Below are 23,381 nucleotides of genomic sequence, written 5' to 3'. Positions count from 1 at the left end.
CATGGAAGACCGCGACGACGCGCGCATCGAAGAGCGCCGCATGCTGCAGGAAAGCGTGGAGCGCTTTGTGGCGCGCGGCTATGACTTCGCGCAGCGCCGGGCCGCGCTGGCAGAGCCCGATGGATTCTCGCGCAAGCATTGGCGCACCTTCGCCGAGATGGGCTGGCTGGCGCTCGGCCTGCCGGAAGCCTGTGGCGGACTCGGTGACGACATGGATCAGGCCCTGCTGGCCGAGGCGCTGGGACAGGCCATGCCGGCCGAGCCGTGGCTGGCCAACGTCGCCCTGTGCGCGCCGCTGCTGGCGAACGCCGGCAGCGCGGCGCATCTCGCCATGGCCGAGGCCATCGCCGCCGGGGAGAGCTTCGCCGCGCTGGCCGCCTTCGAGGTGCAGGGCCGCCACGACGCCTTCGACGTCACCACGCAGGCCGAACCGCGCGGCGCGGCGCAGTGGGTGCTCGACGGCAGCAAGACGCTCGTGCTCGGGGGCGGATGTGCCGATGTGCTGCTGGTCCTGGCCCGTACCGAAGGCACACGCCGCGACCGCCAGGGGCTGACCCTGTTCGCGGTGCCGGCCAGCGCGCGCGGCGTCAGCGTGCAGGCGTTACCCACCTACGACGGCCGCCAGACCGCCACCGGGACGCTGCGACGCGTGCTGGTGGCGGACGACACGCGCATCGGCCCGGTCGGCGCGGCCTGGCCGATGGTGCAGGCCGCCATCGACCGCGCCACCGTCATGGCCTGCGCCGAAGCGGTGGGCGCGATGACGCGGGCCTTCGCCCTGACACGGGAGTACGTGATGACGCGCCAGCAGTTCGGCCGCCCGCTCAGCGCCAATCAGGTGATCCGGCACCGGCTGGTCGACCTGTTCGTCAGCATCGAGCAGGCCCGCGCCATCACGGAAGCCGCCGCCGCCACCTTGCAGGCCGATGACGCCACGCGCATGCGCGCGGTGTCCTGCGCGAAGGCGTTCGTTTCCACGGCCGGGCGCGCGCTCGGCGAAGACGCGGTGCAACTCCATGGCGCTGTGGGCATGACCGACGAGATGGAGGTCGGCCACTGCTACAAGCGGCTGGCCGCGCACGCAAACCTGTTCGGCGATGCCGACTGGCACCTCGCCCGGCTGGACGCACTCGAATCCGCCGCCCCGGCATCCGCCTGAGCGGCATTCACCCGGGCCCACTGCATGTGGGCCCAACCACGACATGCCGGCAACGTACCGGCTTGCGCGGCCAATGCGCCGCGACGGAGACAGCATGATGAAAAGCCAGCACACTGGCACGCGCGGGGTGTTACCGACCCTTGCCTCAACGTTCGCCACGCTCGCCACGTTGTCCGGCCTGGGCCCCGCGCTGGGCCATGCCGAAACGGCGCCCTACCCCAATCGGCCCATTCGCATGATCCTGCCGTCTGCGGCCGGCAGTGTGACGGACCAGACCGCACGCCTCGTGGCCGAGCGACTGTCGATTGCGCTGAAGAAGCCGGTGGTGGTGGATAACCGCCCGGGCGCCAACGGCATCATCGCCAGCGAGATGGTTTCCCGCGCCGAGCCCGACGGCTACACGCTGCTCTTCACCTACTCGGCCACGCTGACCGTGAACCCGTGGATCACGGCCAACCTGCCCTATGATCCGCTCAAGGACTTCACGCCGATCGCCCGGCCCAGCGCCCCCGGGGGCAACCTGCTCGTCGTCACGTCCACCCTGCCCGTGCACAACCTCAAGGAGCTGGTCGCCTACGTCAAGGCCAGCCCCACCGAGCTGGCGTACTGCTCCTGGGGCGTGGGCTCGGGCGGCCACCTCACCATGGAGTACCTGAAGGCCAAGACCGGCATGCGCCTCCGGCACGTGCCCTACAAGAGCGCCGTCCAGTGCACCAACGACCTGGCAGCGGGGCACGTGACGATTGCCTTCACCGATTCGCTCTCTGCCGTGCCGCACCTGAAATCGGGCCGCATCCGGGCCGTGGCCGCCTCCGGCCCGGAGCGGGGGCTGACCACGCCGGACGTGCCCACCATGGGCGAACAGGGCACGCCCTTCAATCAGGCCAGCTGGCTCGCGCTGTTCGGCCCGAAGAACCTGCCGGCGCCGATCGTCAATCGGCTCAATGCCGAGGTGAACCGCATCCTCCAGTCGCCCGAGGAACAGCAGCGCTTTGCCGCGATGTACCTGAAGCCGGGCAAGCCCTCCACGCCCGGCGAACTCGGTGAGCTGGTGCGCGCCGACCTTGGGGCTTGGGGCGAGGTGGTGAAGGTGTCCGGCGTAACGCCTCAGTAACCGAACGTCAAAGCACAACATCCAAAACAAAGAACGGGAGACAGCAATGAGAGAGAAGTCGAGCCGCTGGCGAAGCGTGCAACGTGCCATCGGCATGGGGCTGGCCGTGGGATGCGGCAGCGCATCTGCGGTGACCGTGCAGTTGTTCGGTGTGGTCGATGCATCGATCGAGTACGCCAAGGGGTCGGAGAGCGTGGTGCGCATGCGCGAGGGCCAGCAGGCCGCGTCGCGCTGGGGCCTGCGCGGCATCGAGGATCTGGGCGGCGGCACCAAGGCCAACTTCCTGGTCGAATCGGGCTTCAATATCGACACCGGCGTCGAGTTCTTCGGCAATGGCCGCCTGTTCGGCCGCCAGTCGTGGATGGGACTGTCCAACGAGACGTGGGGCGAGTTCCGGCTGGGCCGCCAGTACACGCCATCGTTCTACGCGCTGCTGCGGCTGGACCCGTTCCTGCTCAACGGCATGGTGTCGCCGTTCAACCTGCTCAGCGCCACGGCGTCGCAGGGCACGGGCCAGGTGGCCTACGGCGCGCGCTTCGACAATGCCGTGCAGTACTTCTCGCCCACCTGGGGCGGGTTCTCGTTCGGCGCCGCGGTGGCGCCGGGGGAAGTGCCCGGGGCGCCGCGCTCCGGGACGAACTTCGGCATGAACGTGGCCTATGAGGCCGGCAACGCCTACGCGTTCTACAGCTATCAGGGGATGTACACCGGCGCGGCCACGCCGCAGGTGGAGACGGCGCTGACGTCCAACCACTTCGTCGGCGGCTCCTACCGCTTCAAGCCGGTGGAAGTGGGCCTGCTGTTCAGCACCGCCAACAGCCGCCTGCCCAATACACGCGTGGCACGCCACTACGGCGTGACGTTCAACTGGAACGTCACCGCGAGCGACACCTTCAAGGCCGCCGCGCTCAAGCGGCAGGTGCTCGGCGGCGGCGAGCGGCCATGGTCGATGACCATTGGCTGGGACCACGACCTGAGCAAGCGCACCACCGCCTACCTGCGCGCGGTCTACGTCCACAACAGTCCGGGCGGCAGCGTCTCCAACAACAGCATCGCGATCGATCCGGGCAGCGGCGATGACGCCCGCTCGATCAGCGTGGGCCTGCGGCACCGCTTCTGACGCCAGCGGCAGGCACGTCGGCGGGCCGGTATCGGAACGCCGGCGATCGGTCTATATTTCTGCAAAAGCGGTGCCCCACGCCGCGCCATACGGAGACAACATGCTGGATCTGGAACCCTTGCTGCGTCCACGCTCGATTGCGGTCATCGGCGCCTCCACACAACCCGAGAAGGTGGGCGGCATGCCCATCCGCCTGCTCGGCGAACTCGGCTATGCCGGCCGCGTCTATCCGGTGAATCCCGGCGCGGACACGGTGCAGGGGCTGCGCGCCTATCCCACCATCGACGCCATCGGCGAGCCGGTGGACCTCGCCATCGTGGCCGTGCCCGCTGCCAGCGCGGCGGACGTGATGACGCAGCTTGGCCGCGCCGGCACCCGCGCTGCCGTGGTGTTCACCTCCGGCTTCGCGGAAGTCGCCGGCGGCGCGGCGCTGCAAGAAACGCTGGCGGCGAACGCCCGGGCGCACGGCGTGCAACTGCTCGGCCCCAACTGCCTCGGGGCGATGAACCTGCGCGCGCGCATGTTCGCCACGTTCTCGCCCATCCCGCTGACCGGCGTGCCGCCCGTGGGCGAAGTCGGTCTGGTCAGCCAGAGCGGCGCGTTCGGCGCGTATGCGTTTGCGCTGGCGCGCGAGGCCGGGCTTGGCCTGAGCCACTGGGTCACCACCGGCAACGAAGCCGGCGTGCAGGTAGCCGATGTGATCGAATGGCTGGCGCACGACCCCGACACCCGGGTGATCCTGACCTATATGGAAGGCGCCCGCGACGGCGCACGGCTGCGCCGCGCGCTGGCAGCCGCGCGTGACGCCGGCAAGCCGGTGGTGATGACCAAGGTCGGCACCACAGCTGCCGGCGCCAGCGCCGCGCAATCTCACACCGCCAGTCTGGCGGGAGAGGATGCGGTCTATCAGGCCGTGTTCGACGAATACGGCGTGCACCGCGCGCCAACGCTGGAAGCGTTCTTCCGCCTCGGCTACACGCTGGCGCGTGGGCGCCGGCCTGCGCGCTGGCACGCGCGCGGCGGCTTGCCGGCCGATGCCGTGGCGCCGGTGGCCATCGTCACGGTCTCCGGTGGCGTCGGCATCATGATGGCGGACAGCGCCGAGTCGCTGGGGCTACCGCTGCCGCCCATGCCCGACGCAGCCGCCCACGCGTTGCGCACCGCGATTCCGTTCGCCAGTACCGCCAATCCGATCGACGTGACCGGACAGGTCGTGTCGCAGCCGAAGATCTTTCTCGATGCGCTGGCCGGCGTGGCGCGCTGCGGCGAGTACGGCAGCGTGGCGGCGTTCCTGGCCGGCGGCGCCAACGCGCCCCGCCTGTGGACCGAATTGCAGCAGACCGTGGCCACGCTGGCCACGGAACCGGAGTCCGCCCCGCTGCTGGTATCGGGCGTGATGGACGACGAGAAGCGCGCCTGGCTCGAATCCCGTGGATGTTTGGTGTTCCGCGAACCGGCTCACACGATGGAAGCGGTGGCTGCGCTCGCAAAGGCGGCGGCAATGGAAGCGTTGGCTGGCGTCCCGGCTGAGGACAGCTCGAAGCCCGCTGCCATCGCCCCGCCCGATTTCCCCGATGACGCTACCGCGCTGTCAGAAGCCGAAGCGATGGCGTGGCTGGCCGAAGCCGGCGTACCGGTGGCCGCGCATGGCGTGGCGCACGACGCCGACGAAGCCGTGCGCATCGCGGAATCGCTCGGCTATCCGGTGGCCGTGAAGCTGTGCTCGCGCACCATCCTGCACAAGAGCGACATTGGCGGCGTGGTGCTCAACCTCAAGGACGCAGCCGCCGTGCGCGACGCCTTCGCGCGCGTGCAAGCCGCCGTGCTGCAGTCGCGCGATGCCGATGGCCAGCCCGCGCACTTCGAAGGCGCCATCATCGCCCGCATGGTGCGCGGCTGGGGCGAGATCATGGTCGGCGTGCGGCGCGATCCCGTGTTCGGCCTCGTCGCACTGGCCGGCATCGGCGGCACGGCCGTCGAGATTTTCCGGCAGATGGCGTTCGGCCTGGCGCCGCTGAGCCATGCCCGGGCCCGCGCCATGCTCGCACAGAGCCGGGCGGAGGCGCTCTGCACCGGGCATCGGGGCCACCCGCCCCTCGATCTCGACGCGGTGGCGGAGGTGCTCGTCAAGGTCTCCCGCGCCGCTGCCGCCCTCGGGGACCGGCTCGATACGCTGGAGATCAACCCATTCATCGTCGGCGCCGATGGCCTTTGCGCCGCCGACGCCGTCATCACGCTCCGCCAACCCGGCTGACTCCATTCCCCCTTGCCCAACGACATGAACCATCCCGCACCGCCCGTCTTCGCCGCGCCCGTCCATGCCAGCCCGCAGGAGGCCCTGGTCGCCGCCGCCGCGCTGCCGCTCGTGATCTACGGCTATCCGCTGATCGAAACGCTGCGCACCTGCCGCCTGCAAACTTCCGTCGATGCGCCCACGCGCTATGGCCGCGCGCCGATGAACACGCTCTCCGCCAGCGCGCGGCTGTGGACGCACGAAGACCGCGACATCGTGACGCCCGCCAATGACCTGCTCTACTTCTGCGGCTGGCTGAATCTGGCCGATGGTCCCGTCACGCTGCGCGTGCCGCCGCTCCCTGATGCCGACCGCTACTACGTCATCGAACTGCTCGACGCCCACACCAACAACTTCACGAACCTCGGGCCGCGCAACGTGCCGCTCACCGGTGCGGACGTGCAACTGCTCGGGCCCGGACAGCAGCCTTCGGGCGCGCACGCGCAGGTCGTACACGCGCCGACCTCGTTGGTCTGGCTGATCGGCCGCGTGCTGGTGCAGGGCCCCGACGACCTCCCGCGCGCCTATGCGTTCGAACAGGGCTTCGAGATCCTGCGCAGCGCGGGGCCGGCGCGCCCCGCAAGCGTTCAGCAATGGCAGGACAGCGGCGACGCGGCCATCGACTTCTTCCAGAACCTGTACCGCGCGATGGGCGATTTCCCGCCCGCGCCGGCCGAACAGGGACTGTTCACGCTGCTGCGCAAGGCGGGGCTGCGGCTCGGGGAGGATGTCGACTTCGCCTCGCTGCGGGCGTCGGTCGTCGCCGGCCTGCGCAGCGCCTACCAGCAGGGCCTGGCCATCATCGAGGCACACACGCGCAGCCAGGGCCACAAGGCCTGGGGCTACAGCATGCGGCTCGGCACCTATGGCGACGACTGGCTGTTGCGCGCCTGCACGGCCATGAAGGGGCTGGGCGCGCTGCGCGCGGACGAAGCGGTCTATGCCATGGCAGACTTCGACGCCGATGGCGAGCGGCTCGATGGCCGCAACGCCTACGAGCTGCGCTTTGCGCCGGGCATGCTGCCGCCGGCCGATGCGTTCTGGTCGGTGTCCCTCTATGGCGAGGACCGTTTCTTCACTGCCAACGCCATCGGCCGCTATGCCGTGGGCGACCGCACGCCGGGCCTGCGCATGGAGGCCGATGGCACGCTGGTGATACCGGTGGGCCACGCGCGGCCCACGCAGGATGACAACTGGCTGCCGGCGCCGGCAGGCCCGTTCTACCTGATCCTGCGGCTCTATCATCCGGCTCAGGCATTCATGGAAGGCCAGTACACGATTCCCGCCGTGCGCCGCGCCGGCTGAGCAGTCCATCAGAACAAGACAGGAGACACCATGCCCCAAGAGGTAACCGGCACACCCGCGCTGGCGCGCGATGCCGTGATCTACACGCTGCCGCTGTACGAGATGGCGCGCATGCGTGCGGCCACGTGTCCGCGACGCAACCGCGCCGGCAAGTTCGCTGGCGACGGCCCTGAATCCACGCTGCGCTGGATCAACCACGTGATCCACACGCGCGAGCTGCTGGGCCCGCAGCACCGGCAAGTCGTCACGCCGAACAACGACACGCTCTACACCAACGCGTGGCTCGATCTCTCGCAGGGGCCCGTTGTGCTGCATGTGCCGGACTTCAACGGGCGCTACTACGTGCTTGGCCTGCTCGACTTCTACACGAACCCGTTCGGCTATATCGGCAGCCGCACCACGGGCACGGCGGCGGGACGCTTCCTGCTGCACGGGCCGTCGTGGCGTGGCGAGGTGCCGGCGGACATGCAGGCCGTGCCCTGCCCGACCGATGGCGTCTGGATGATCGGCCGCCTGTTGGTGGATGGCGATGCGGACCTGCCGGTGGTGCACGCGCTGCAGGACGCCATCCACCTGACCACGCTCGATGGCGCCGACGCCGCGCAGCCGTTCGATACCGGCATGCATCCGGCCGAGCAGCTCGGGGATCCGCAACGCTTCGCCGAAGTCGTCGCGCGGGCGCTGCGCGAGAATCCTCCCCCGGCTGCCGAGGCGGGGCTGGTGGCAAGCTTCGCCAGCGTCGGCCTCGGTCCGGATGTCGTGCCCAATGCCAGCCAGCGCGATGGGCTGGGCGCGGCGCTGCACAACGTGCTTGAGGCGCTGGCCGTGCCCCAGTCTTCGGACATGGGCGGCGGCTGGGCGATGTCGGTCGAAGTCCGCGACTCGTATGGCGACAACTTCGCACAGCGTGCGCACGTGGCGCGCAACTATATCGGCGCATTGGGCGTGCAGGAGGCGATGTACGTGATTGCGGACCGCAGCGGCGATGGCGAGCCGCTCGACGGCCGGCACGGATACCGGCTCGACTTCCCCGCCGACAATCCGCCGCAGGTCGGCGCCTTCTGGTCGCTGACGATGTACGACAAACAGGACTGCATGCTGGTGCCGAACGCGATCGGCCGCTATTCGCTCGGGGACCGTTCGGCATCGCTCCAGCGCGGTGCCGATGGGGGCCTCACGCTGTGGCTCTCCGCGCAGCCGCCGGCCGATCCGGCGCGGCACGGCAACTGGCTGCCGGCACCGCCGGGGCCGTTCTACGTGGCGCTGCGGCTCTACGTGCCGCAGGCCGCCCACCTCGACAAGACCTACCGGTATCCGGTCATCCAGCGCACGGGAGGTGCCGCGTGACGCCACGACAACTGACGCGCCGCCGCCTGCTCGGCGCCATGGCCCTGGCGGGCGTGGCGCCCGCTGCGTTCGGGGAGACCTACCCCGCCAAGCCGGTGCGGCTGATTTCGCCCTACGGGGCCGGCGGGTCCAACGACACCTCGGCGCGCGTGCTGGCCGAGGCGTTGAGCCGCAAGTATGGCCAGCAGGTGGTCGTGGAGAACAAGCCCGGCGCCGGCACGCGGCTGGCCAGCGAGACGGTGGCCCATGCCGCGCCTGACGGCTACACCCTGCTCTGGGCCGCCGCGCCGTTCGCGATCAACACGGGCGCGGGGCTGTCGCAGCGGTTCGACATCCACAAGGACTTCGTCGCCGTGGGGCCGCGTGTGCTCGGGCCGATCTTCCTGATCGTCAACGCCAGCTCGCCCGTCAAGACGGTGGCGGACTTCGTGAAACTGGCCCAGAAGAAGCCCGATGGCGTGACGTTCGCCTCGCCCGGCATCGGCTCCGGCCCGCACCTGACGGCGGAACTGTTCGCGCAGCAGGCCAGGTTCAAGGCGTTGAACGTGCACTATCGGGGCGACGCCACCGCCTACACGGAACTGCTGGCCGGCCGCGTCGATGCCACCCTCACCGCGATCACCACGGCACTGCCGTTCATCCAGGCCGGCAAGCTGCGCGTGATTGCCGTGGCGGCGGAGGCCCGCACGCCGGTCTATCGGGATGCGCCGACATTCGCCGAGCAGGGCGTGCCCGGCGTGGTGGGGCACGGCTGGTTCGGAATCGTCGCCCCGGCGCGCACGCCGGCGGCCATCGTCCAGCAGGTGAACCGGGATGCGACGCAGGCGCTGGGCGACCCGGAGGTCACCAAGCGGCTGCTGGCGCTCGGGCTGCAGCCGGCGCCCGGCACCAGCGCCGACTTTGCCGGATTCATCGACAGCGAAGTGGCCAAGTGGGGCGCGCTGGTGAAGGCGCGGGGGATTGTGCTGGAGTAAGGGCGCTGTCGGGGCTACTTAGGCTGGTCCACGCGTCGCGTGGCCAGCCAACAGAGGATGGACCCGCCACAGACCATCGACGCGCCCTTCCAGAACGCGAGGGACAGCGGCGTCTGCAACAGCGCCGCCGCCAGCGCCGCAGAGAGCACCGGAATAAAGTACGAGGCGCCGGCCAGCACAGTCACGTTGCCATGCAGGATGCCGACGTTCCACGCCGCATAGCCGAAGCCCATCGCGCAGGCCGCCAGCGCCAGGTAGATCAGGCCGGCATAGCTGAACACCATCGTCTCCCCATGGGTGAACAGGTACTTGCCCCACAGGGCGAGCGCCGTGAGCATGAAGAACAGCGTGATGGCGTTCTTGCCTTGCGCGATGCGGCTGGTCACCGTGCAATAGCCGGCCCAGATCACGGCGCCGACGAACGCCAGGCCGTAGCTGAGCGGGTTGTCCTGCACGTTGCGCGCCATCTCGCCCAGATCCCAGCCCTGCTCGCCGCCGAGCACCCATGCAATCCCCAGGATCGCCATCAGGAAGCCCGGTACGATCGGCCAGTTGGCGCGCTGCCGGTTGAAGACGATGGCGGCCAGCATCGTGAAGCTTGGCCAAAGGTAGTTGACCATGCCGACCTCGATGGCCTGCCTGCCGCTGTTGGCGTAGCCGATGGACAGCGACAGGCACAGTTCGTAGGACACGAACAGCAGGCTGCCCCAGATCAGGTAGGCGCGCGGCAGCGTCCGGATTTTGACGGCGCCGACGGACAGCCAGAGCAGGGCCGAGGCCACCGTGTAGATCAGCGCCGCCCCGCCGGTGGCGCCAAAGCTCTGACTGACGCCCCGGATCAGACCAACGATCGAACTCCAGAGGAGGATCGCGAGCAGCCCGATCAGCGTGGCCTGCTTTCTGCTATGCGTGACTGCCATGTGTTCGGATACAACGATGTGGACGGTTGGAGCGGCATTCTAATCGTCCCGGGCAGTGGCTTCCCGAAATTGGGTCGACTGGTAGCGGGCACGGAGCGGGCACGGGAGCGTAGAATCTCGCCCGTAGACGCCACCGAGAGACGTCACGTCATTGCCCATCATTTGAGGAGATTCCGTTGAAGCCGTCGCGCACTACCCCGCACACTACCCTTCTCGCCTTGCTGCTCAGCATCGCCAGCACCGCCCACGCCGCCTACCCGGACCGTCCCATCAAGCTGATCGTGCCCTTCCCGCCCGGACAGGCCACCGACATCTTCGCGCGTGCCCTGGCCGAGAAGCTCGGCAAGCAGCTCGGCCAGTCCATCGTGGTGGAAAACCGCGCCGGCGCCGGCGGCAATATCGGCATGGAAGTGGCCGCGAAAGCCACGGCCGATGGCTACACGCTGGTCATGGGCGGCAGTGCGATGGCCATCAACCAGACGCTCTACAAGAAGATCAACTACGATCCGCGCCAGGATTTCGCGCCGATCTCCGGGGTGTTTTCGGTGCCGCTGGTCTTCCTGGCCACGCCGCAGTCGGGCTTCCAGTCCTTGCATGAACTGATCGCCAAGGCCAAGGCGGCCCCGGGCAAGTACAGCTATGCCAGCGCCGGCATCGGCGGCACGCAGCACCTGTCCGCCGAGATGCTCAAGGCGCAGACCGGCGTGTTCATCGTGCATATTCCCTACAAAGGCAGCGGCCCGGCGCAGGCGGATTTCCTGGGCAACCAGATCCCGCTGATGGTCGATTCCGTGACCGCCGCCATGCCGCTGATCCAGTCCGGCAAGGCCGTGCCGCTGGCCGTGACCACGGCGAAACGCGTGCCCCAGCTGCAGCAGGTGCCGACCGTGCGAGAAGAAGGCGTGCCGGGCTTCGAGGCGCTGGGCTGGGCGGTGATGATGGCGCCGGCAGCCACGCCGCCGGCCATCGTCAACCAGCTCAACGCGGAGACGGTGAAAGCGCTGCAATCGCCAGAACTGCGCAAATTCATCACCGACCGCGGCTCCGAGCCGATGCCGATGACCCCGGCCGAGACCGGCAAGTTCGTGGACAGCGAGATCCGCAAGTGGTCGACGGTGGTGAAGCGGTCGGGGGCGACGGCGGACTGACAGACCTGGCCGCCCCATGCGGCCACCCCCCCAAAAGCCCGGCCAAAAGCCCGGCAGCCCATCAGGCTGCCGGGCTTTTTTCATTGTGGCGCCCCGGGCACCACCGCAGGAACCGGCCCCACGGATTTCTAGGGAATAACCCTTGTCTTCACCAAAATACATCACAACATGATGTATCTTTCGGAACTCCAAAAACAGAGTCGGTTGTGTCGGCGCGTTGCGCGTCGTCCGATCCGCGCGCCCCCAAGGAGACCTCGCATGCGCATACGCAGGCAGACAGACCTACTTTCCGGGCTGATGTTCGTCATCGTCGGACTCAGCTTTTCCTTCGTTGCCCGTGGCTACTCCATGGGCACAGCCGCCAAGATGGGGCCGGGCTACTTCCCGTTCTGGCTCGGCATCGTGCTGGCCTTGCTCGGCGCCGTGGTGGCGGCCGGGTCCATGTCCCGCGAAGGTGAAGCGGATCGCATGGCGCGCTGGGACATCAAGACGCTGCTGTGGATCCTGGGCTCCGTGGTCCTGTTCGGCCTGCTGCTGAAGCCGCTCGGCATGGTGCTGTCGGTGCTGGCGCTGGTGCTCGTCTCGTCGATGGCCAGCCATGAATTCACGTGGAAGGGTGCCGCGCTCAATGCCGTGGTGCTCGTGGTGATCAGTACCGTGGCATTCGTCTACGGCATCAACCTGCAGATGCCGGTGTGGCCGGCGTTCCTGACCAACTAGGAGCCATGGAATGGAGTTGCTCAGTCATCTCGCGCTCGGCTTTTCCACGGCGCTCTCGCTACAGAACGTGGCCTATGCCTTCCTGGGCTGCGTGCTGGGCACGCTGATCGGCGTGCTGCCGGGTCTGGGGCCGCTGGCGACCATCGCCATGCTGTTGCCCATCACGTACACGCTCCCCCCGGTGGCCGCGCTGATCATGCTGGCCGGCATCTACTACGGCGCGCAGTACGGCGGTTCCACCACGGCCATCCTGGTCAACCTGCCGGGCGAGTCGTCCGCCGTGGTGACCACGCTGGACGGCTACCAGATGGCGCGCCGCGGCCGTGCCGGCGTGGCGCTGGCCACCGCCGGGCTGGGTTCGTTCTTCGCGGGCAGCGTCGCCACGCTGATCCTGGCCGCGTTTGCCACGCCGCTCTCCGAGCTGGCGTTCAAGTTCGGGCCGGCGGAGTACTTCTCGCTGATGGTGCTCGGTTTGATCGGCGCGGTGGTATTGGCATCGGGCTCGCTCGTCAAGGCAGTGGCCATGATCGTCCTTGGCCTGCTGCTCGGCCTCGTGGGCACCGACGTGAACTCCGGCGCCGCGCGGTTTTCGTTCGATGTGCCCGAGCTGACCGATGGCATCAGCATCACCGCGCTGGCGATGGGACTGTTCGGCTTTGCCGAGATCATCGCCAACCTGGAGCAGAAGGAACACCGCGAGACCTTCACGGACCGCGTCACCGGACTCTTCCCGAGCAGGGAGGATTTCCGGCGCATGATCCCGGCGGTGTTGCGCGGCACCCTGCTGGGCTCGGCGCTGGGCATCCTGCCGGGCGGCGGTGCTTCGCTGGCCTCGTTTGCGGCGTACTCGCTGGAGAAGAAGACATCGAAGTACGCCCATGAGTTCGGCAAGGGCGCGATCGAAGGCGTGGCGGGTCCGGAATCGGCTAACAACGCTGCGGCGCAGACGTCCTTCATCCCGCTGCTGACGCTGGGTATTCCGCCCAACGCCGTGATGGCGCTGATGGTGGGCGCGATGACGATCCACAACATCCAGCCCGGCCCGCAGGTGATGACCAGCAACCCGGCGCTGTTCTGGGGCCTGATTGCTTCCATGTGGATCGGCAACCTGATGCTGGTGGTGCTGAACCTGCCGCTGATCGGCGTCTGGGTCAAGCTCCTGACGGTGCCGTATCGCTTCCTTTATCCGGCCATCCTCGTGTTCTGCAGCATCGGCGTGTACTCGGTCAACAACACGGTGTTCGATGTCTTCGCCGCAGCGGCTTGCGGCCTCATCGGCTATGTGTTCCATAAGCTGAAGTGCGAGCCGGCGCCGCTGCTGCTCGGCTTTGTGCTCGGGCCGATGATGGAGGAGAATTTCCGGCGCACCTTGCTGCTGTCGCGCGGCGACTACACGGTGTTCACGACGCGTCCGTTGTCGCTCGGGCTGTTGATAGCGGCCGCGGCGCTGGTGGCAGTCGTGGCGCTGCCCGCGATCAAGGCCAAGCGCGAGGAGGCATTCCAGGAGGAGTAAACGCGAACGCGGACAGGCCGTCAGGCGCTGTCCGCGTTTGTCACTTCTGGGGGTGCTGGCTTTCCAGCAGTTCCACCAATGCCACGATGATCTGGTTGACCGGTGTCGGCACGCCCCGCGCGTTGCCGCGCCGGACGATGGCGCCGTTCAGGGCCGCGATCTCGCTGGCGCGGCCCCGGGTGAAGTCCTGCGCCATCGACGAGTACTGGCCAAGAGGGATGGTGCGGCGAATCCGTTCAAGCTGGCCATCCGCATCGAGGTCGATGTCGACGCCTTCGGCGTGCGCTACCGCAAGACACTCCGCGATGAGGTTGCGCATCGCTTCCTCGGCGGACGCCACGCCGCGAATCTCGCCGTAGGGCAGGTTGACGATCGCGGACAGCGCGTTGTAGGCGCAGTTCAGGATCAGCTTCTCCCAGAGTGCGCGCGCCACATTGGCCGAGACCACCGTGGGCACGCCGGCGTCGTGGAACAGGCGCGCCACCAGCTCGCTGCCCTGCTCCTGCCCGATCACCAGGTCACCCCGGCCGTGATGCCGGAGGTGCCCATCGCCGGCCATCTCGCTGGCGACGTAGACGGCGGCGGGTATCACTGGGCGTGCCAGCACCTGCTCCAGCTGTCCTGCGTTGTCGATGCCATTCTGCAGGGACACGACCAGCGCTTCGCGCTTCAAGTGGCTGCGGATCTCGTCGGCAACCTGCTCGGTGTCGACGGATTTCACGCAGACCAGCACGATATCGGCGTCCTCCACGGACGCCGCGTTGGCGCTTGCCGCGATGGTCACCTGTTCATCGAACAGCCTGGATTCGAATCGCAGGCCACGCGCCCGGATGGCATCGACATGCCGCGGCCTGCCAATCAGCACCACATCCTGACCGGCCCGCGCCAGCATCCCGCCATAGAAGCAGCCCACCGCACCTGCGCCAATCACCGCGATTTTCATGTGTCGTTCCTCGCATGGTTTGGGAATGCCTGCGCAGCGGACTGCCCTGCCGCCTGCCTTACTGTCTTACTGCTTCTGCACCGTCTGCACGGCGTCGAGAATGACCTTCGCCACATCGGCCGGCCGGGACTGCTGCGGCACGTGGCTGGTCGGCAGCGTCGTCACCTTCGCGCCGATCTTCTTGGCCATTTCACGTTCCAGCGCGGGCGGGATCATCCGGTCGTTCTGGCTGACGATGTACCAGGAAGGCCGCGTGGTCCATGCGGCGACGGTGGTCTTCTCGCCAAACGCCTTCGCCTGGATCGGGCCCTGCGTGGCGGCCATGACGCGCGCCTGAGCGGCCGGCACGTCCTGCGCGAAATCGCTGGCCAGCGCCTCGGGCGGCAGCGAGAGGTAGCCCTCCGCATCGGCGACGATCTTGCCGATACCCGGCGCGGGCGGGTGAGCCTTGCCCGCTTCCTCCGTGGACTGGCCCGCATCCGGTGCGAAGGCGGCCACGTAGACGAGCGCGGACACCTTGTCGACGGCGCCCGCCTCGGTAATCACCGTACCGCCCCACGAATGGCCGACCAGCACGACTTTGCCGGGTTGGTTGTTGATGGCGCGGCGCGTGGCCGCCACGTCGTCCGCCAGCGAGTTGAGCCCGTTCTGCACGGCCTGCACCCTGACACCCTTGGCCTGCAGCAGCGGAATGACCTTGGCCCAGTCGGAGCCATCGGCAAACGCGCCGTGCACGATCACGACCGAGGTGGGGGCCTTCTCTGCTGCGTAGGCGGCCGAACCGGCCGAGAAAGCGAGGGCCGCGACGGCCAGCGATGCAAGCGTGCGAGTCAACATGTCGATCCTTTCAATGGGTGATGGGACACAGGCGGCGGCGTTGCGTGGCTGCCGTCTGCCATGCGTGCATTGAATCGCGCCCATGTATCGCCCCCGTGTGATGAATGCGTGGATGGGTATGCGGATGTATCGGCGGACAGCCCGGATACATGCCGATACAAAGGCTCGGCTCCCCGCATCCGCAGTGCCCGATCCACAGCGAGCCGGATGCTACCGGAATCCGCCGCGCGATGCGCTGAAGCGCCTTTTGCAGCAGGCGCCTCCGCGAAAGGTGCCTGATTCGCTACAAAGGTTGCGGGGGCTCGGCGCGAAATACTGCAAGGCAGAACAGGCATTCCGCGCCTTTGCATTGGGCGGGATGCAAGCGCAAAATCCCCCCACTTCATATTTCGATCCTGGACGCGGCCCCGCCGCCAGGGACCCGCTCGTGCGCTTTGATCTCGTTGACCTGAAGCTTTTCACCCATATCGCGGAGGCCAGCAGCCTCACTCGCGGCGCCGAACGCTCCCACCTCTCGCTCGCGGCGGCCAGTACCCGGATCAAGAATCTGGAGGAACACGTAGGCGTGAAGCTGCTGAGCCGGAGCAGCCATGGGGTGAAGGTCACCGGCGCCGGGGAGACGCTGCTGGCCCATGCGCGGCGCGTGATTCGCCAGCTCGAACAGCTCAGTGGCGACCTTCAGGAGTACGCGTCCGGCGTGAAGGGCCATGTGCGCGTGTTCGCCAATACCACGGCGATGAGCGAGTACCTGCCCGCCGTGCTGCGGACCTATCTGGTGAATCATCCTGATGTGACGATCGACATGCAGGAGCGCCTCAGTCCGCACATTCTGCGTGCGGTGCAGGAAGGCGCCGTCGATATCGGCATCGTCGCGGGGAATCTCCGTGCCGAAGGGGTGGAGATGATGCCCTACCGGAATGACCGCCTCGTGCTGGCGGTGGCACTCAGCCACCCGCTGGCGCAGCGCAAGCGCGTGGGCTTCATCGAGGCGCTGAAGTACGACATCATCGGCCTGCCCGAGGCCAGCGCCATCCATACCTTCCTGCAAGGCGCCGCCGCTGACCTCCAGCGCTCGCTGCGCTGGCGGGTGCAGGTCAGCAATTTCGAGACGGCCTGCCGGATGATCGAGGCGAACGTGGGCATTGGCGTGCTGCCGGAGAGCACGGCCGTCCGGCACGCCAAGTCGATGGCGCTGAGCATTGTCCAGCTTGAGGACGACTGGGCGGAGCGCCGGCTCCAGATCTGCGTGGCGGATCTGGCGGCGCTGCCGCTGTTCGCCCGCAAGCTGGTCGATCTGCTGGTCGAGGACGGCCAGGGCCGCCAGGACTAACGTGGCGGCGGGCGCCTACCCCTGCACGGCCAGCATTTCCCGCAGCTGGTGCTTGAGCAGCTTGCCGCTGGCCGTCTTCGGAATCGCGCCCAGGCGCAGGTAGCGCTCCGGCCGCTTGTAGGGCGACAGCCGATCCATCACGAAGGCACGCAGCGCATCGGCATCGAAGGCTTCCCCTTCCTTGATCTCGACGAAGGCCACCACTTCCTCGTTGCCGTCCGACGTCGGCACGCCGACCACCGCCGACACCAGCACCGCCGGATGGGCGTTCAGCACCGACTCCACCTCGATCGGATAGACGTTGAAGCCCGAGCGGATGATCAGGTCCTTGGTCCGGCCGACGATGTATAGCGCGCCGTCCGGCCCGAGCCGGCCGATATCGCCGGTATTAAGCCAGCCGTCCGCGTCGATGACTTGCCTGGTCAGTTCCGGCGCCAGATAGTAGCCAAGCATGACACCCGGCCCCCGGACCCAGATTTCGCCCGGCGTGCCCGTCTCCACCGGCTGGCCATCCGCGCCGATCAACCGCACTTCGGCCCCTTCCACGATCTCCCCCGCCGCGCAATCGGTGCGCGGGCGATCCATATGGGTGACGAACAGCGAGCCGGCGTACTCGGTCATGCCGTAGCCGTGATGCAGCGGCTGGCCGAACATGCCCTCCACTTCCTGCTTGAGCGTGGGGTCGAGCGGCCCGCCGCCGGTATACAAATAGCGCAGCCGGGTGGAGGCCAGCCGTTGCACCCCGGCCGCCCGCAGATGGGCGAGGATGCGGTGGAACATCGTCGGCACGCCTTGCAGGATCGAAATCGACCCGGCTTCGATGGCCTGCGTCACATCGGCCGCATTGAAGCGGGACGACAGGTACAGGCTGGCGCCCGCCTGGAAGGTGGCGAGCAGCACCGTGCCCATGCCGAAGATGTGCGACATCGGCATGACCGCGTAGGCGCAGTCGTCCGGCGCCATGCGCCGCGACGCCACGGTGACCCGCGCGAAGTGCAGCAGGCCGCGATGCGACACCATCACCCCCTTCGGCTGGCCGGTGGTGCCCGAGGTGTAGATCAGCGCCGCCACTTCCTGCGCCAGTGCCTCAGGCACGCGCTCGCTGGTAGGGTCCACCGCGCCGGCCATCAGCGGGCCCAGGCCCGGCGGCGCGGTTTCCCGGGCGCGGTAGGTCACGCCGTGCCGCAGGGCATCGGGCGAGGCGCCATGGGTGAACAGCATCAGCCGGGGCCGGCAATGCGCGCGGATGACCTCCACCTCCCGCTCGGACAGCCGCGCATTGACCACCACCGGCCACGCGCCGATCTCCGACAGCGCGAACAGCAGCGTCACCACGGACAGCGAGTTCTCGGCGACGATCATCACCCGGTCGCCGCCGGCCACGCCCTGCGTGCGCAGGTACTGCTGCGCGGCCTCGATATCGGCCCAGAGTTCGCCATAAGACACGGCGCGCCCTTCCTCCACCACCGCCGGGCGGTCAGGCGTGGCGAGCGCCCAGTGACGGGGGATGTCGCTGATGCGTTGGGCGGGGGTTCGGTCCGAACACATGTCTGGGTCTTCCTCGATCAATGAAGGCTGGCTTTGGCTTGAGTGCCGCCAGTGTAGGGGCGGTGCATCTGGCGTGCAACGGACAAGGTCGATTGCCGCTCAGAACGAGCGCGGCAGGCCCAGGATGTGCTCCGCCACATAGGAGTAGATCAGATTCGTGGAGATCGGCGCCACCTGATAGAGGCGCGTCTCGCGGAACTTGCGCTCGATGTCGTACTCGCAGGCGAAGCCGAAGCCGCCGTGGAACTGCAGGCACACGTTGGCCGCCTCCCAGCTCGCCTTGGCGGCCAGGTACTTGGCCATATTGGCCTGCGCGCCCATCGGCTCGTGCGCGTCGTACAGTTCGCAGGCCTTCCAGCGCATCAGGTTGGCGGCTTCCAGTTCGATGAACGACTCGGCAATCGGGAACTGCACGCCCTGATTCCGCCCGATGGGCCGGTCGAAGACCTGGCGCTCGGTCACGTACTTGGTCACGCGGTCCATGAACCAGTAGCCGTCGCCGATGCACTCGGCGGCGATCAGCGTACGCTCGGCGTTCAGGCCGTCGAGGATGTACTTGAAGCCCTTGCCTTCCTCGCCGATCAGGTTCTCCTCGGGGATCTCCAGGTCCTCGAAGAACAGCTCGTTGGTCTCGTGGTTGACCATGTTCGGGATCGGGCGCACCACCATGCCCTTCTTCTGGGCCTCGTGCAGGTCCACCAGGAAGATCGACATGCCTTCGCTCTTCTTCTTCACCTCGTCCAGCGGCGTGGTGCGCGCCAGCAGGATCATGAAGTCGCTGTGCTGCACGCGGCTGATCCACACCTTCTGGCCATTGACCACGTAGCGGCCGTCCTTCTTGATGGCCCGGGTCTTGATCTTGGTGGTGTCGGTGCCGGTAGTCGGCTCGGTCACGCCCATGGACTGCAGGCGCCACTCGCCCGAGGCGATCTTCGGCAGGTACTTCTGCTTCTGCGCGTCCGAGCCGTGGCGCAGCAGCGTGCCCATGTTGTACATCTGGCCGTGGCAGGCGCCCGAGTTGCCGCCGCATCGGTTGATCTCCTCCATGATCACCGACGCTTCCGTCAGGCCAAGCCCCGAGCCGCCATATTCCTGCGGAATCAGCGCCGCCAGCCAGCCGGCGTCGGTCAGCGCGTTGACAAAGGCTTCCGGATAGGCCCGCTGCTCGTCGATCTTGCGGAAGTACTCGTCGGGGAACTCCGCGCAGAGGCTGCGCACGGCGTCCCGGATTTCCTGGAAGTTATTCGATTGGGTCTGTTCGATCATGGCGCGTCTCCCGCTTTTGTTGGCGTTGCCATGCTCGCGAGGTTTGGCGTGTGGCGCAATCAACGTTTGCGGAACCGGGCCTTTGCCGGAGCAGAAGGCAGCCCGCCAGGCAGCCCGCCAACCCGCGCCGGCACGCTGATTTCGCAACAGGCGAAGTCCGCCATTGGCATTCTCAAATAGCGCCGGCGCGCAAATGCCAACATGCTCCAGCCCATACCAAAAAATGACAAACAGGAGACACGCCGGAAATGGATGCCCACTCGGATGCCCACTCGCTGGCCGCCGCGCTGCGCGCCCTGATCCGCCCCGGCGACCGCATCTGGTGGGGCCAGGCCACCGCCGAGCCGCTGACGCTCACGCGGGCGCTGGTGGCCCATCGGCACGCCATCGCCCAGGGTGGGCGGCTGGGTGTCTTCGTCGGCATCGGCCAGTCAGACACGCTCCGGCCGGACCAGTCCGATGTGATCGACTTCTTCGGCTACGCCGCCAGCGGCCCGCACCGCCAACTGGCCCGCGCCGGCCTGCTGGACATCGTGCCGTGCCATTACTCCCACCTGCCCGGGCTGATCCGGTCCGGCACGCTGCCGGTGGACGTGGCGCTGGTGCAGGTCTCCCCCGCCGACACGGAGGGCCGCCATAGCCTCGGGCTGGTGCACGAATACCTCCCCGCCGTGCTGGATCGGGCACGCGTGATCATCGCCGAGGTCAACCCGGACGTCCCGTGGACCCATGGCAGCCGCTACCTGACCGCCGACGACATCGCCCTGACCGTCGATGCGCAATATGCGCCAATCGACCTCGAACGCGGCGCGCCCTCCGAGGTGGAACTGGCGATTGCCCGCCACATCGCCGGCCGGATCGAGGACGGCGCCACGCTGCAGATGGGCATCGGCAACCTGCCCGAAGCGGTGCTGGCGGCGCTGCACGGCCACCGTGACCTGGGCCTGCACAGCGGCGCCGTGGGCGATGGCGTGGTGGCGCTGGCCGAGTCCGGGGCGCTGACGCACGCACGCAAGACTGTCGATACCGGCGTCGGCATCGGCGGCATCCTGATGGGCAGCGAGCGCCTGCGCCGCTGGGCACATCGCAACCCGCTGCTGCAGCTGCGCGAAACCACCTACACCCACGATCCCGAGGTACTGGCGCGCCAGCACAAGCTGGCGGCCATCAACGGCGCCATCGAGGTGGACCTGACCGGCCAGATCAATGCCGAGGTAGCCGGCGGCGTCTACATGGGCGCCGTGGGCGGCGCCGCGGACTTCCTGCGCGGTGCCGCGCGCAGCCACGGCGGCCTGCCGATCATCGCGCTGCCGGCGACCGCGAAGGGCGCCAGCCGCATCGTCGCGCAGCTATCCGGACCGGTCAGCACGGCCAGATCGGACGCCGGGCTCATCGTCACCGAATACGGCGTGGCCGACCTGCGCGGGCTGCCGCTGTCGCAGCGCGTGCGCCGCATGATCGACATCGCCGCGCCGGAACACCGCGAGGCGCTGGACCGCCAGGCCCACGCACTGCTGCGCCAGTGCGGCGCCGCGTTCGTCACCGTGCCGGCCGCCGCCTGATTGCTATCGATTCCTATCGATTCCCACCGATTTCCATCCCAGACCAGATCCACAGGAGACCCACCATGCGCAGAGCCGCAATCGTTACCCCCGTCCGCACCCCGGTTGGCACCTTCGGCGGCAGCCTGCGCCCGGTGCCCGTCGAGGAACTGGCCGCCACCACCGTGCGTGCCGTGGTGGAGCGCAGCGGCATCGACCCCGCGCGCATCGACGATGTGGTGTTCGCCCAGTCCTACGCCAACAGCGAAGTCCCCTGCGTGGGCCGCTGGGCCGCGCTGCAGGCCGGCCTGCCGGTGGAGGTGCCAGGCATGCAGCTCGACCGCCGCTGCGGGGGCGGCTTGCAGGCCGTGGTCACGGCGTCGATGATGGTGCAGAGCGGCGCCGCCGACGTGGTCATCGCGGGCGGCGTGGAGAGCATGAGCAATATCGAGTACTACACCACCGATATGCGCTGGGGCGCGCGCTCGGGCAACGTCCGCTTCTACGACCGGCTCGACCGGGGCCGCGAGCGCTCCCAGCCGGTGTCCCGCTTCGGCGAGATCTCCGGGATGATCGAAACCGCCGAGAACCTGGCGCGCGACTACGGCATCAGCCGCGAAGCCGCGGACGCCTTCGCGCTGCGCAGCCACCAGCGCGCCGCCGCCGCGTGGGAAGCCGGCCGCTTCGACGCCGAGATCGTTCCCGTCTCCGTGCCGCAGCGCAAGGGCGAGGCCCTGCGCTTCGCCCGTGACGAGGGCTATCGCCCCGAATCCACCACCGAATCCCTCGGCAAGCTGCGCGCGCTGATGCCGGGCGGCACCGTGACCGCCGGCAATGCCAGCCAGCAGAACGACGCCTCCGCCGCCTGCCTGATCGTGGCCGAAGACAAGCTGGCCGAACTGGGCCTGACGCCGATGGCCACGCTGGTGGGCTGGGCCGCCGCCGGCTGCGAGCCCTCGCACATGGGCATCGGCCCGGTGCCGGCCGTGAAGAAGCTGCTGGCCCGCCTGAACCTGCGGCTGGACCAGATGGATCTGGTCGAACTCAACGAAGCCTTCGCCTGCCAGGTGCTGGCCGTGCTGAAGGGCTGGAACTGGCAGGACCAGGGCGAGATCGACAGCAAGCTCAACGTCAACGGCTCGGGCATTTCGCTCGGCCATCCGATTGGCGCCACGGGCGTGCGCATCCTGACCACGCTGCTGCACGAACTGCAACGCCGGGGCGGCCGCTACGGCCTGGAAACCATGTGCATCGGCGGCGGCCAGGGCATTGCGGCCGTTTTCGAGCGCTACTGACAACAAGAAGGATGAAGGAGACAACCATGCACACATCATTTCGACGGACCTTGCTTTCGGGCCTGATCGTTGGCGCCGCCGTGCTGGGCGCGGGCGCTGCCATGGCCCAGTCCAACCCGCCGGTCCGCCTCGTGGTGGGCTACGCGGCCGGCGGCCCGGCTGACCAGGGCGCGCGGCTGTTCGCCGCCGCGCTCGGCAAGGCCCTCAACGCCACGGTGGTGGTGGACAACAAGCCCGGCGCCAACGCCACGCTGGCCGGCCACGAGGTCGTGCGCGCCAAGACCGACGGCAACACGCTGTGGTTCGCGGCCAGCGCCGGCATCACGGTCGCCCCCAACATCATGAAGCGCATGCCGTTCGATCCGGCCAAGGACCTCACGCCGATCGCCCCGGTGGCCCGCTACTACAACATGCTGGTGGTCAACAACAGCGAGCCGTTCACCTCCACCAAGGAACTGGTCAGCTACGCCAAGGCCCATCCGGGCAAGCTCAGCTACGGGTCGTCGGGCGTGGGCAGCTCCAACCACGTGGCCGCCGCGCTGTTCGCCCGGCAGGCCAATGTCGAGCTGAACCACATCCCGTACAAGGGCAACGCGCCGGCCATGACGGACACCATCGGCGGCCAGATCGACATGCTGTTCGACATCATCAGCACCGCCAGCGGCTACGTGAACGGCGGCAAGGTCCGCGCCATCGCCGTGGGCTCGCCCAACCGCAGCCCGGCGCTGCCCAACGTGCCCACCTTCCGCGAATCCGGCATTGCCGGCCTGAAGGACTACGAGGCCGGCGGCTGGTACGCCGTCTACGCGCCCAAGGGCCTGACGCCCGAGGTCACCCAGAAGCTGACCGCCGCCGTGAAGCACGCCGTGGCCGACCCGGACCTGCGCAAGCGCTACGCCGAACTGGGCTACGAGCAGTGGAACGGCACCACCGAGGATCTCGTCAACACCGCCGCACGCGAACGCACCCAATGGGCCAGCGTGCTGCAGGGCGTGACACTTGACTGAC

At 68.2% G+C, this 23,381-nt stretch carries 19 protein-coding genes; 14 read left to right on the top strand and 5 right to left on the bottom strand.

Annotated elements, in window-relative coordinates:
- Position 1 precedes the first annotated feature (1 nt).
- The 7 genes from BM115_RS18800 (at position 2) to BM115_RS18770 (ending at position 9,312) form a co-directional block, all read left to right on the top strand.
- Positions 2 to 1,159, top strand: a complete 1,158-nt coding sequence (locus tag BM115_RS18800; protein WP_255370895.1) for an acyl-CoA dehydrogenase family protein — start codon at positions 2 to 4, stop codon at positions 1,157 to 1,159.
- A gap of 97 nt (positions 1,160 to 1,256) precedes the next feature.
- Positions 1,257 to 2,273, top strand: coding sequence for a Bug family tripartite tricarboxylate transporter substrate binding protein (locus tag BM115_RS18795; RefSeq protein WP_092297459.1), 1,017 nt, complete (start codon positions 1,257 to 1,259; stop codon positions 2,271 to 2,273).
- 46 nt (positions 2,274 to 2,319) lie between these two features.
- Positions 2,320 to 3,393 carry a porin gene (locus BM115_RS18790; RefSeq protein ID WP_369823491.1) on the top strand — a complete coding sequence of 358 codons (1,074 nt, stop codon included), beginning with the start codon at positions 2,320 to 2,322 and terminating at the stop codon, positions 3,391 to 3,393.
- A 100-nt stretch (positions 3,394 to 3,493) separates the two neighbouring features.
- On the top strand, positions 3,494 to 5,647 hold the full coding sequence (locus tag BM115_RS18785) for an acetate--CoA ligase family protein (RefSeq protein WP_092297355.1): 2,154 nt from the start codon (positions 3,494 to 3,496) through the stop codon (positions 5,645 to 5,647).
- 24 nt (positions 5,648 to 5,671) lie between these two features.
- Positions 5,672 to 6,991, top strand: coding sequence for a DUF1254 domain-containing protein (locus BM115_RS18780; protein WP_092297352.1), 1,320 nt, complete (start codon positions 5,672 to 5,674; stop codon positions 6,989 to 6,991).
- A gap of 30 nt (positions 6,992 to 7,021) precedes the next feature.
- Complete coding sequence (locus BM115_RS18775) at positions 7,022 to 8,338, top strand: DUF1254 domain-containing protein (protein WP_092297349.1); 1,317 nt, start codon at positions 7,022 to 7,024, stop codon at positions 8,336 to 8,338.
- Positions 8,335 to 9,312: a Bug family tripartite tricarboxylate transporter substrate binding protein gene (locus BM115_RS18770; RefSeq protein ID WP_092297346.1), complete on the top strand. Its 978-nt coding sequence runs from the start codon at positions 8,335 to 8,337 to the stop codon at positions 9,310 to 9,312. The genes BM115_RS18775 and BM115_RS18770 overlap by 4 nt, the downstream gene beginning before the upstream one ends.
- Before the next feature lie 14 nt (positions 9,313 to 9,326).
- Here the strand turns inward: BM115_RS18770 and yddG are convergent, their stop codons facing one another.
- Entirely contained in the window at positions 9,327 to 10,232 is a 906-nt protein-coding gene (gene yddG, locus BM115_RS18765) for an aromatic amino acid DMT transporter YddG (RefSeq protein WP_092297343.1), read from the bottom strand.
- 176 nt (positions 10,233 to 10,408) lie between these two features.
- Between yddG and BM115_RS18760 the strand changes: the two genes are divergently transcribed.
- The 3 genes from BM115_RS18760 (at position 10,409) to BM115_RS18750 (ending at position 13,613) form a co-directional block, all read left to right on the top strand.
- Entirely contained in the window at positions 10,409 to 11,380 is a 972-nt protein-coding gene (locus tag BM115_RS18760; RefSeq protein WP_092297340.1) for a Bug family tripartite tricarboxylate transporter substrate binding protein, read from the top strand.
- A 258-nt stretch (positions 11,381 to 11,638) separates the two neighbouring features.
- Complete coding sequence (locus BM115_RS18755) at positions 11,639 to 12,100, top strand: tripartite tricarboxylate transporter TctB family protein (protein WP_092297337.1); 462 nt, start codon at positions 11,639 to 11,641, stop codon at positions 12,098 to 12,100.
- A gap of 10 nt (positions 12,101 to 12,110) precedes the next feature.
- The gene (locus BM115_RS18750) at positions 12,111 to 13,613 is read left to right on the top strand and encodes a tripartite tricarboxylate transporter permease (protein WP_092297334.1); all 1,503 of its coding nucleotides are present in this window, start codon (positions 12,111 to 12,113) and stop codon (positions 13,611 to 13,613) included.
- A 40-nt stretch (positions 13,614 to 13,653) separates the two neighbouring features.
- On the opposite strand, the gene BM115_RS18745 is transcribed toward BM115_RS18750, so the two are convergent.
- The gene (locus tag BM115_RS18745; protein WP_092297331.1) at positions 13,654 to 14,556 is read right to left on the bottom strand and encodes a ketopantoate reductase family protein; all 903 of its coding nucleotides are present in this window, start codon (positions 14,554 to 14,556) and stop codon (positions 13,654 to 13,656) included.
- 66 nt (positions 14,557 to 14,622) lie between these two features.
- On the bottom strand, positions 14,623 to 15,393 hold the full coding sequence (locus tag BM115_RS18740; protein ID WP_092297328.1) for an alpha/beta fold hydrolase: 771 nt from the start codon (positions 15,391 to 15,393) through the stop codon (positions 14,623 to 14,625).
- A gap of 427 nt (positions 15,394 to 15,820) precedes the next feature.
- Between BM115_RS18740 and BM115_RS18735 the strand changes: the two genes are divergently transcribed.
- Positions 15,821 to 16,723, top strand: a complete 903-nt coding sequence (locus tag BM115_RS18735) for a LysR family transcriptional regulator (RefSeq protein ID WP_092297325.1) — start codon at positions 15,821 to 15,823, stop codon at positions 16,721 to 16,723.
- A 15-nt stretch (positions 16,724 to 16,738) separates the two neighbouring features.
- On the opposite strand, the gene BM115_RS18730 is transcribed toward BM115_RS18735, so the two are convergent.
- Together BM115_RS18730 and BM115_RS18725 are read right to left on the bottom strand one after the other, a co-directional pair.
- Positions 16,739 to 18,271 (bottom strand): class I adenylate-forming enzyme family protein, encoded by a 1,533-nt coding sequence (locus BM115_RS18730; RefSeq protein ID WP_092297322.1) that lies wholly within the window; start codon positions 18,269 to 18,271, stop codon positions 16,739 to 16,741.
- Positions 18,272 to 18,370: 99 nt separating this feature from the next.
- Positions 18,371 to 19,537 carry an acyl-CoA dehydrogenase family protein gene (locus BM115_RS18725; RefSeq protein WP_092297320.1) on the bottom strand — a complete coding sequence of 389 codons (1,167 nt, stop codon included), beginning with the start codon at positions 19,535 to 19,537 and terminating at the stop codon, positions 18,371 to 18,373.
- A gap of 248 nt (positions 19,538 to 19,785) precedes the next feature.
- Between BM115_RS18725 and BM115_RS18720 the strand changes: the two genes are divergently transcribed.
- From BM115_RS18720 to BM115_RS18710, 3 genes are all read left to right on the top strand, one after another.
- A complete protein-coding gene (locus BM115_RS18720) occupies positions 19,786 to 21,099 on the top strand; it encodes an acetyl-CoA hydrolase/transferase family protein (RefSeq protein WP_092297317.1) in 1,314 nt (437 codons plus the stop codon).
- Between the two features lie 65 nt (positions 21,100 to 21,164).
- Positions 21,165 to 22,373 (top strand): acetyl-CoA C-acetyltransferase, encoded by a 1,209-nt coding sequence (locus tag BM115_RS18715; protein WP_092297314.1) that lies wholly within the window; start codon positions 21,165 to 21,167, stop codon positions 22,371 to 22,373.
- 26 nt (positions 22,374 to 22,399) lie between these two features.
- Positions 22,400 to 23,380 carry a Bug family tripartite tricarboxylate transporter substrate binding protein gene (locus BM115_RS18710; protein WP_092297311.1) on the top strand — a complete coding sequence of 327 codons (981 nt, stop codon included), beginning with the start codon at positions 22,400 to 22,402 and terminating at the stop codon, positions 23,378 to 23,380.
- Position 23,381: the final 1 nt, after the last annotated feature.

It is taken from the genome of Cupriavidus sp. OV096 (assembly GCF_900115455.1).
Lineage (GTDB): Bacteria > Pseudomonadota > Gammaproteobacteria > Burkholderiales > Burkholderiaceae > Cupriavidus.
The sequence above is the reverse complement of the archived record's forward strand: the minus strand, read 5'-3'. Positions and strand labels throughout refer to the sequence as shown.

Coding starts and splice junctions, on each gene's coding strand:
- BM115_RS18800 (WP_255370895.1), top strand. CDS start 2: ATGGAAGACCGCGACGACGCGCGCATCGAAGAGCGCCGCATGCTGCAG.
- BM115_RS18795 (WP_092297459.1), top strand. CDS start 1,257: ATGAAAAGCCAGCACACTGGCACGCGCGGGGTGTTACCGACCCTTGCC.
- BM115_RS18790 (WP_369823491.1), top strand. CDS start 2,320: ATGAGAGAGAAGTCGAGCCGCTGGCGAAGCGTGCAACGTGCCATCGGC.
- BM115_RS18785 (WP_092297355.1), top strand. CDS start 3,494: ATGCTGGATCTGGAACCCTTGCTGCGTCCACGCTCGATTGCGGTCATC.
- BM115_RS18780 (WP_092297352.1), top strand. CDS start 5,672: ATGAACCATCCCGCACCGCCCGTCTTCGCCGCGCCCGTCCATGCCAGC.
- BM115_RS18775 (WP_092297349.1), top strand. CDS start 7,022: ATGCCCCAAGAGGTAACCGGCACACCCGCGCTGGCGCGCGATGCCGTG.
- yddG (WP_092297343.1), bottom strand. CDS start 10,232: ATGGCAGTCACGCATAGCAGAAAGCAGGCCACGCTGATCGGGCTGCTC.
- BM115_RS18755 (WP_092297337.1), top strand. CDS start 11,639: ATGCGCATACGCAGGCAGACAGACCTACTTTCCGGGCTGATGTTCGTC.
- BM115_RS18750 (WP_092297334.1), top strand. CDS start 12,111: ATGGAGTTGCTCAGTCATCTCGCGCTCGGCTTTTCCACGGCGCTCTCG.
- BM115_RS18745 (WP_092297331.1), bottom strand. CDS start 14,556: ATGAAAATCGCGGTGATTGGCGCAGGTGCGGTGGGCTGCTTCTATGGC.
- BM115_RS18740 (WP_092297328.1), bottom strand. CDS start 15,393: ATGTTGACTCGCACGCTTGCATCGCTGGCCGTCGCGGCCCTCGCTTTC.
- BM115_RS18730 (WP_092297322.1), bottom strand. CDS start 18,271: ATGTGTTCGGACCGAACCCCCGCCCAACGCATCAGCGACATCCCCCGT.
- BM115_RS18725 (WP_092297320.1), bottom strand. CDS start 19,537: ATGATCGAACAGACCCAATCGAATAACTTCCAGGAAATCCGGGACGCC.
- BM115_RS18720 (WP_092297317.1), top strand. CDS start 19,786: ATGGATGCCCACTCGGATGCCCACTCGCTGGCCGCCGCGCTGCGCGCC.
- BM115_RS18715 (WP_092297314.1), top strand. CDS start 21,165: ATGCGCAGAGCCGCAATCGTTACCCCCGTCCGCACCCCGGTTGGCACC.
- BM115_RS18710 (WP_092297311.1), top strand. CDS start 22,400: ATGCACACATCATTTCGACGGACCTTGCTTTCGGGCCTGATCGTTGGC.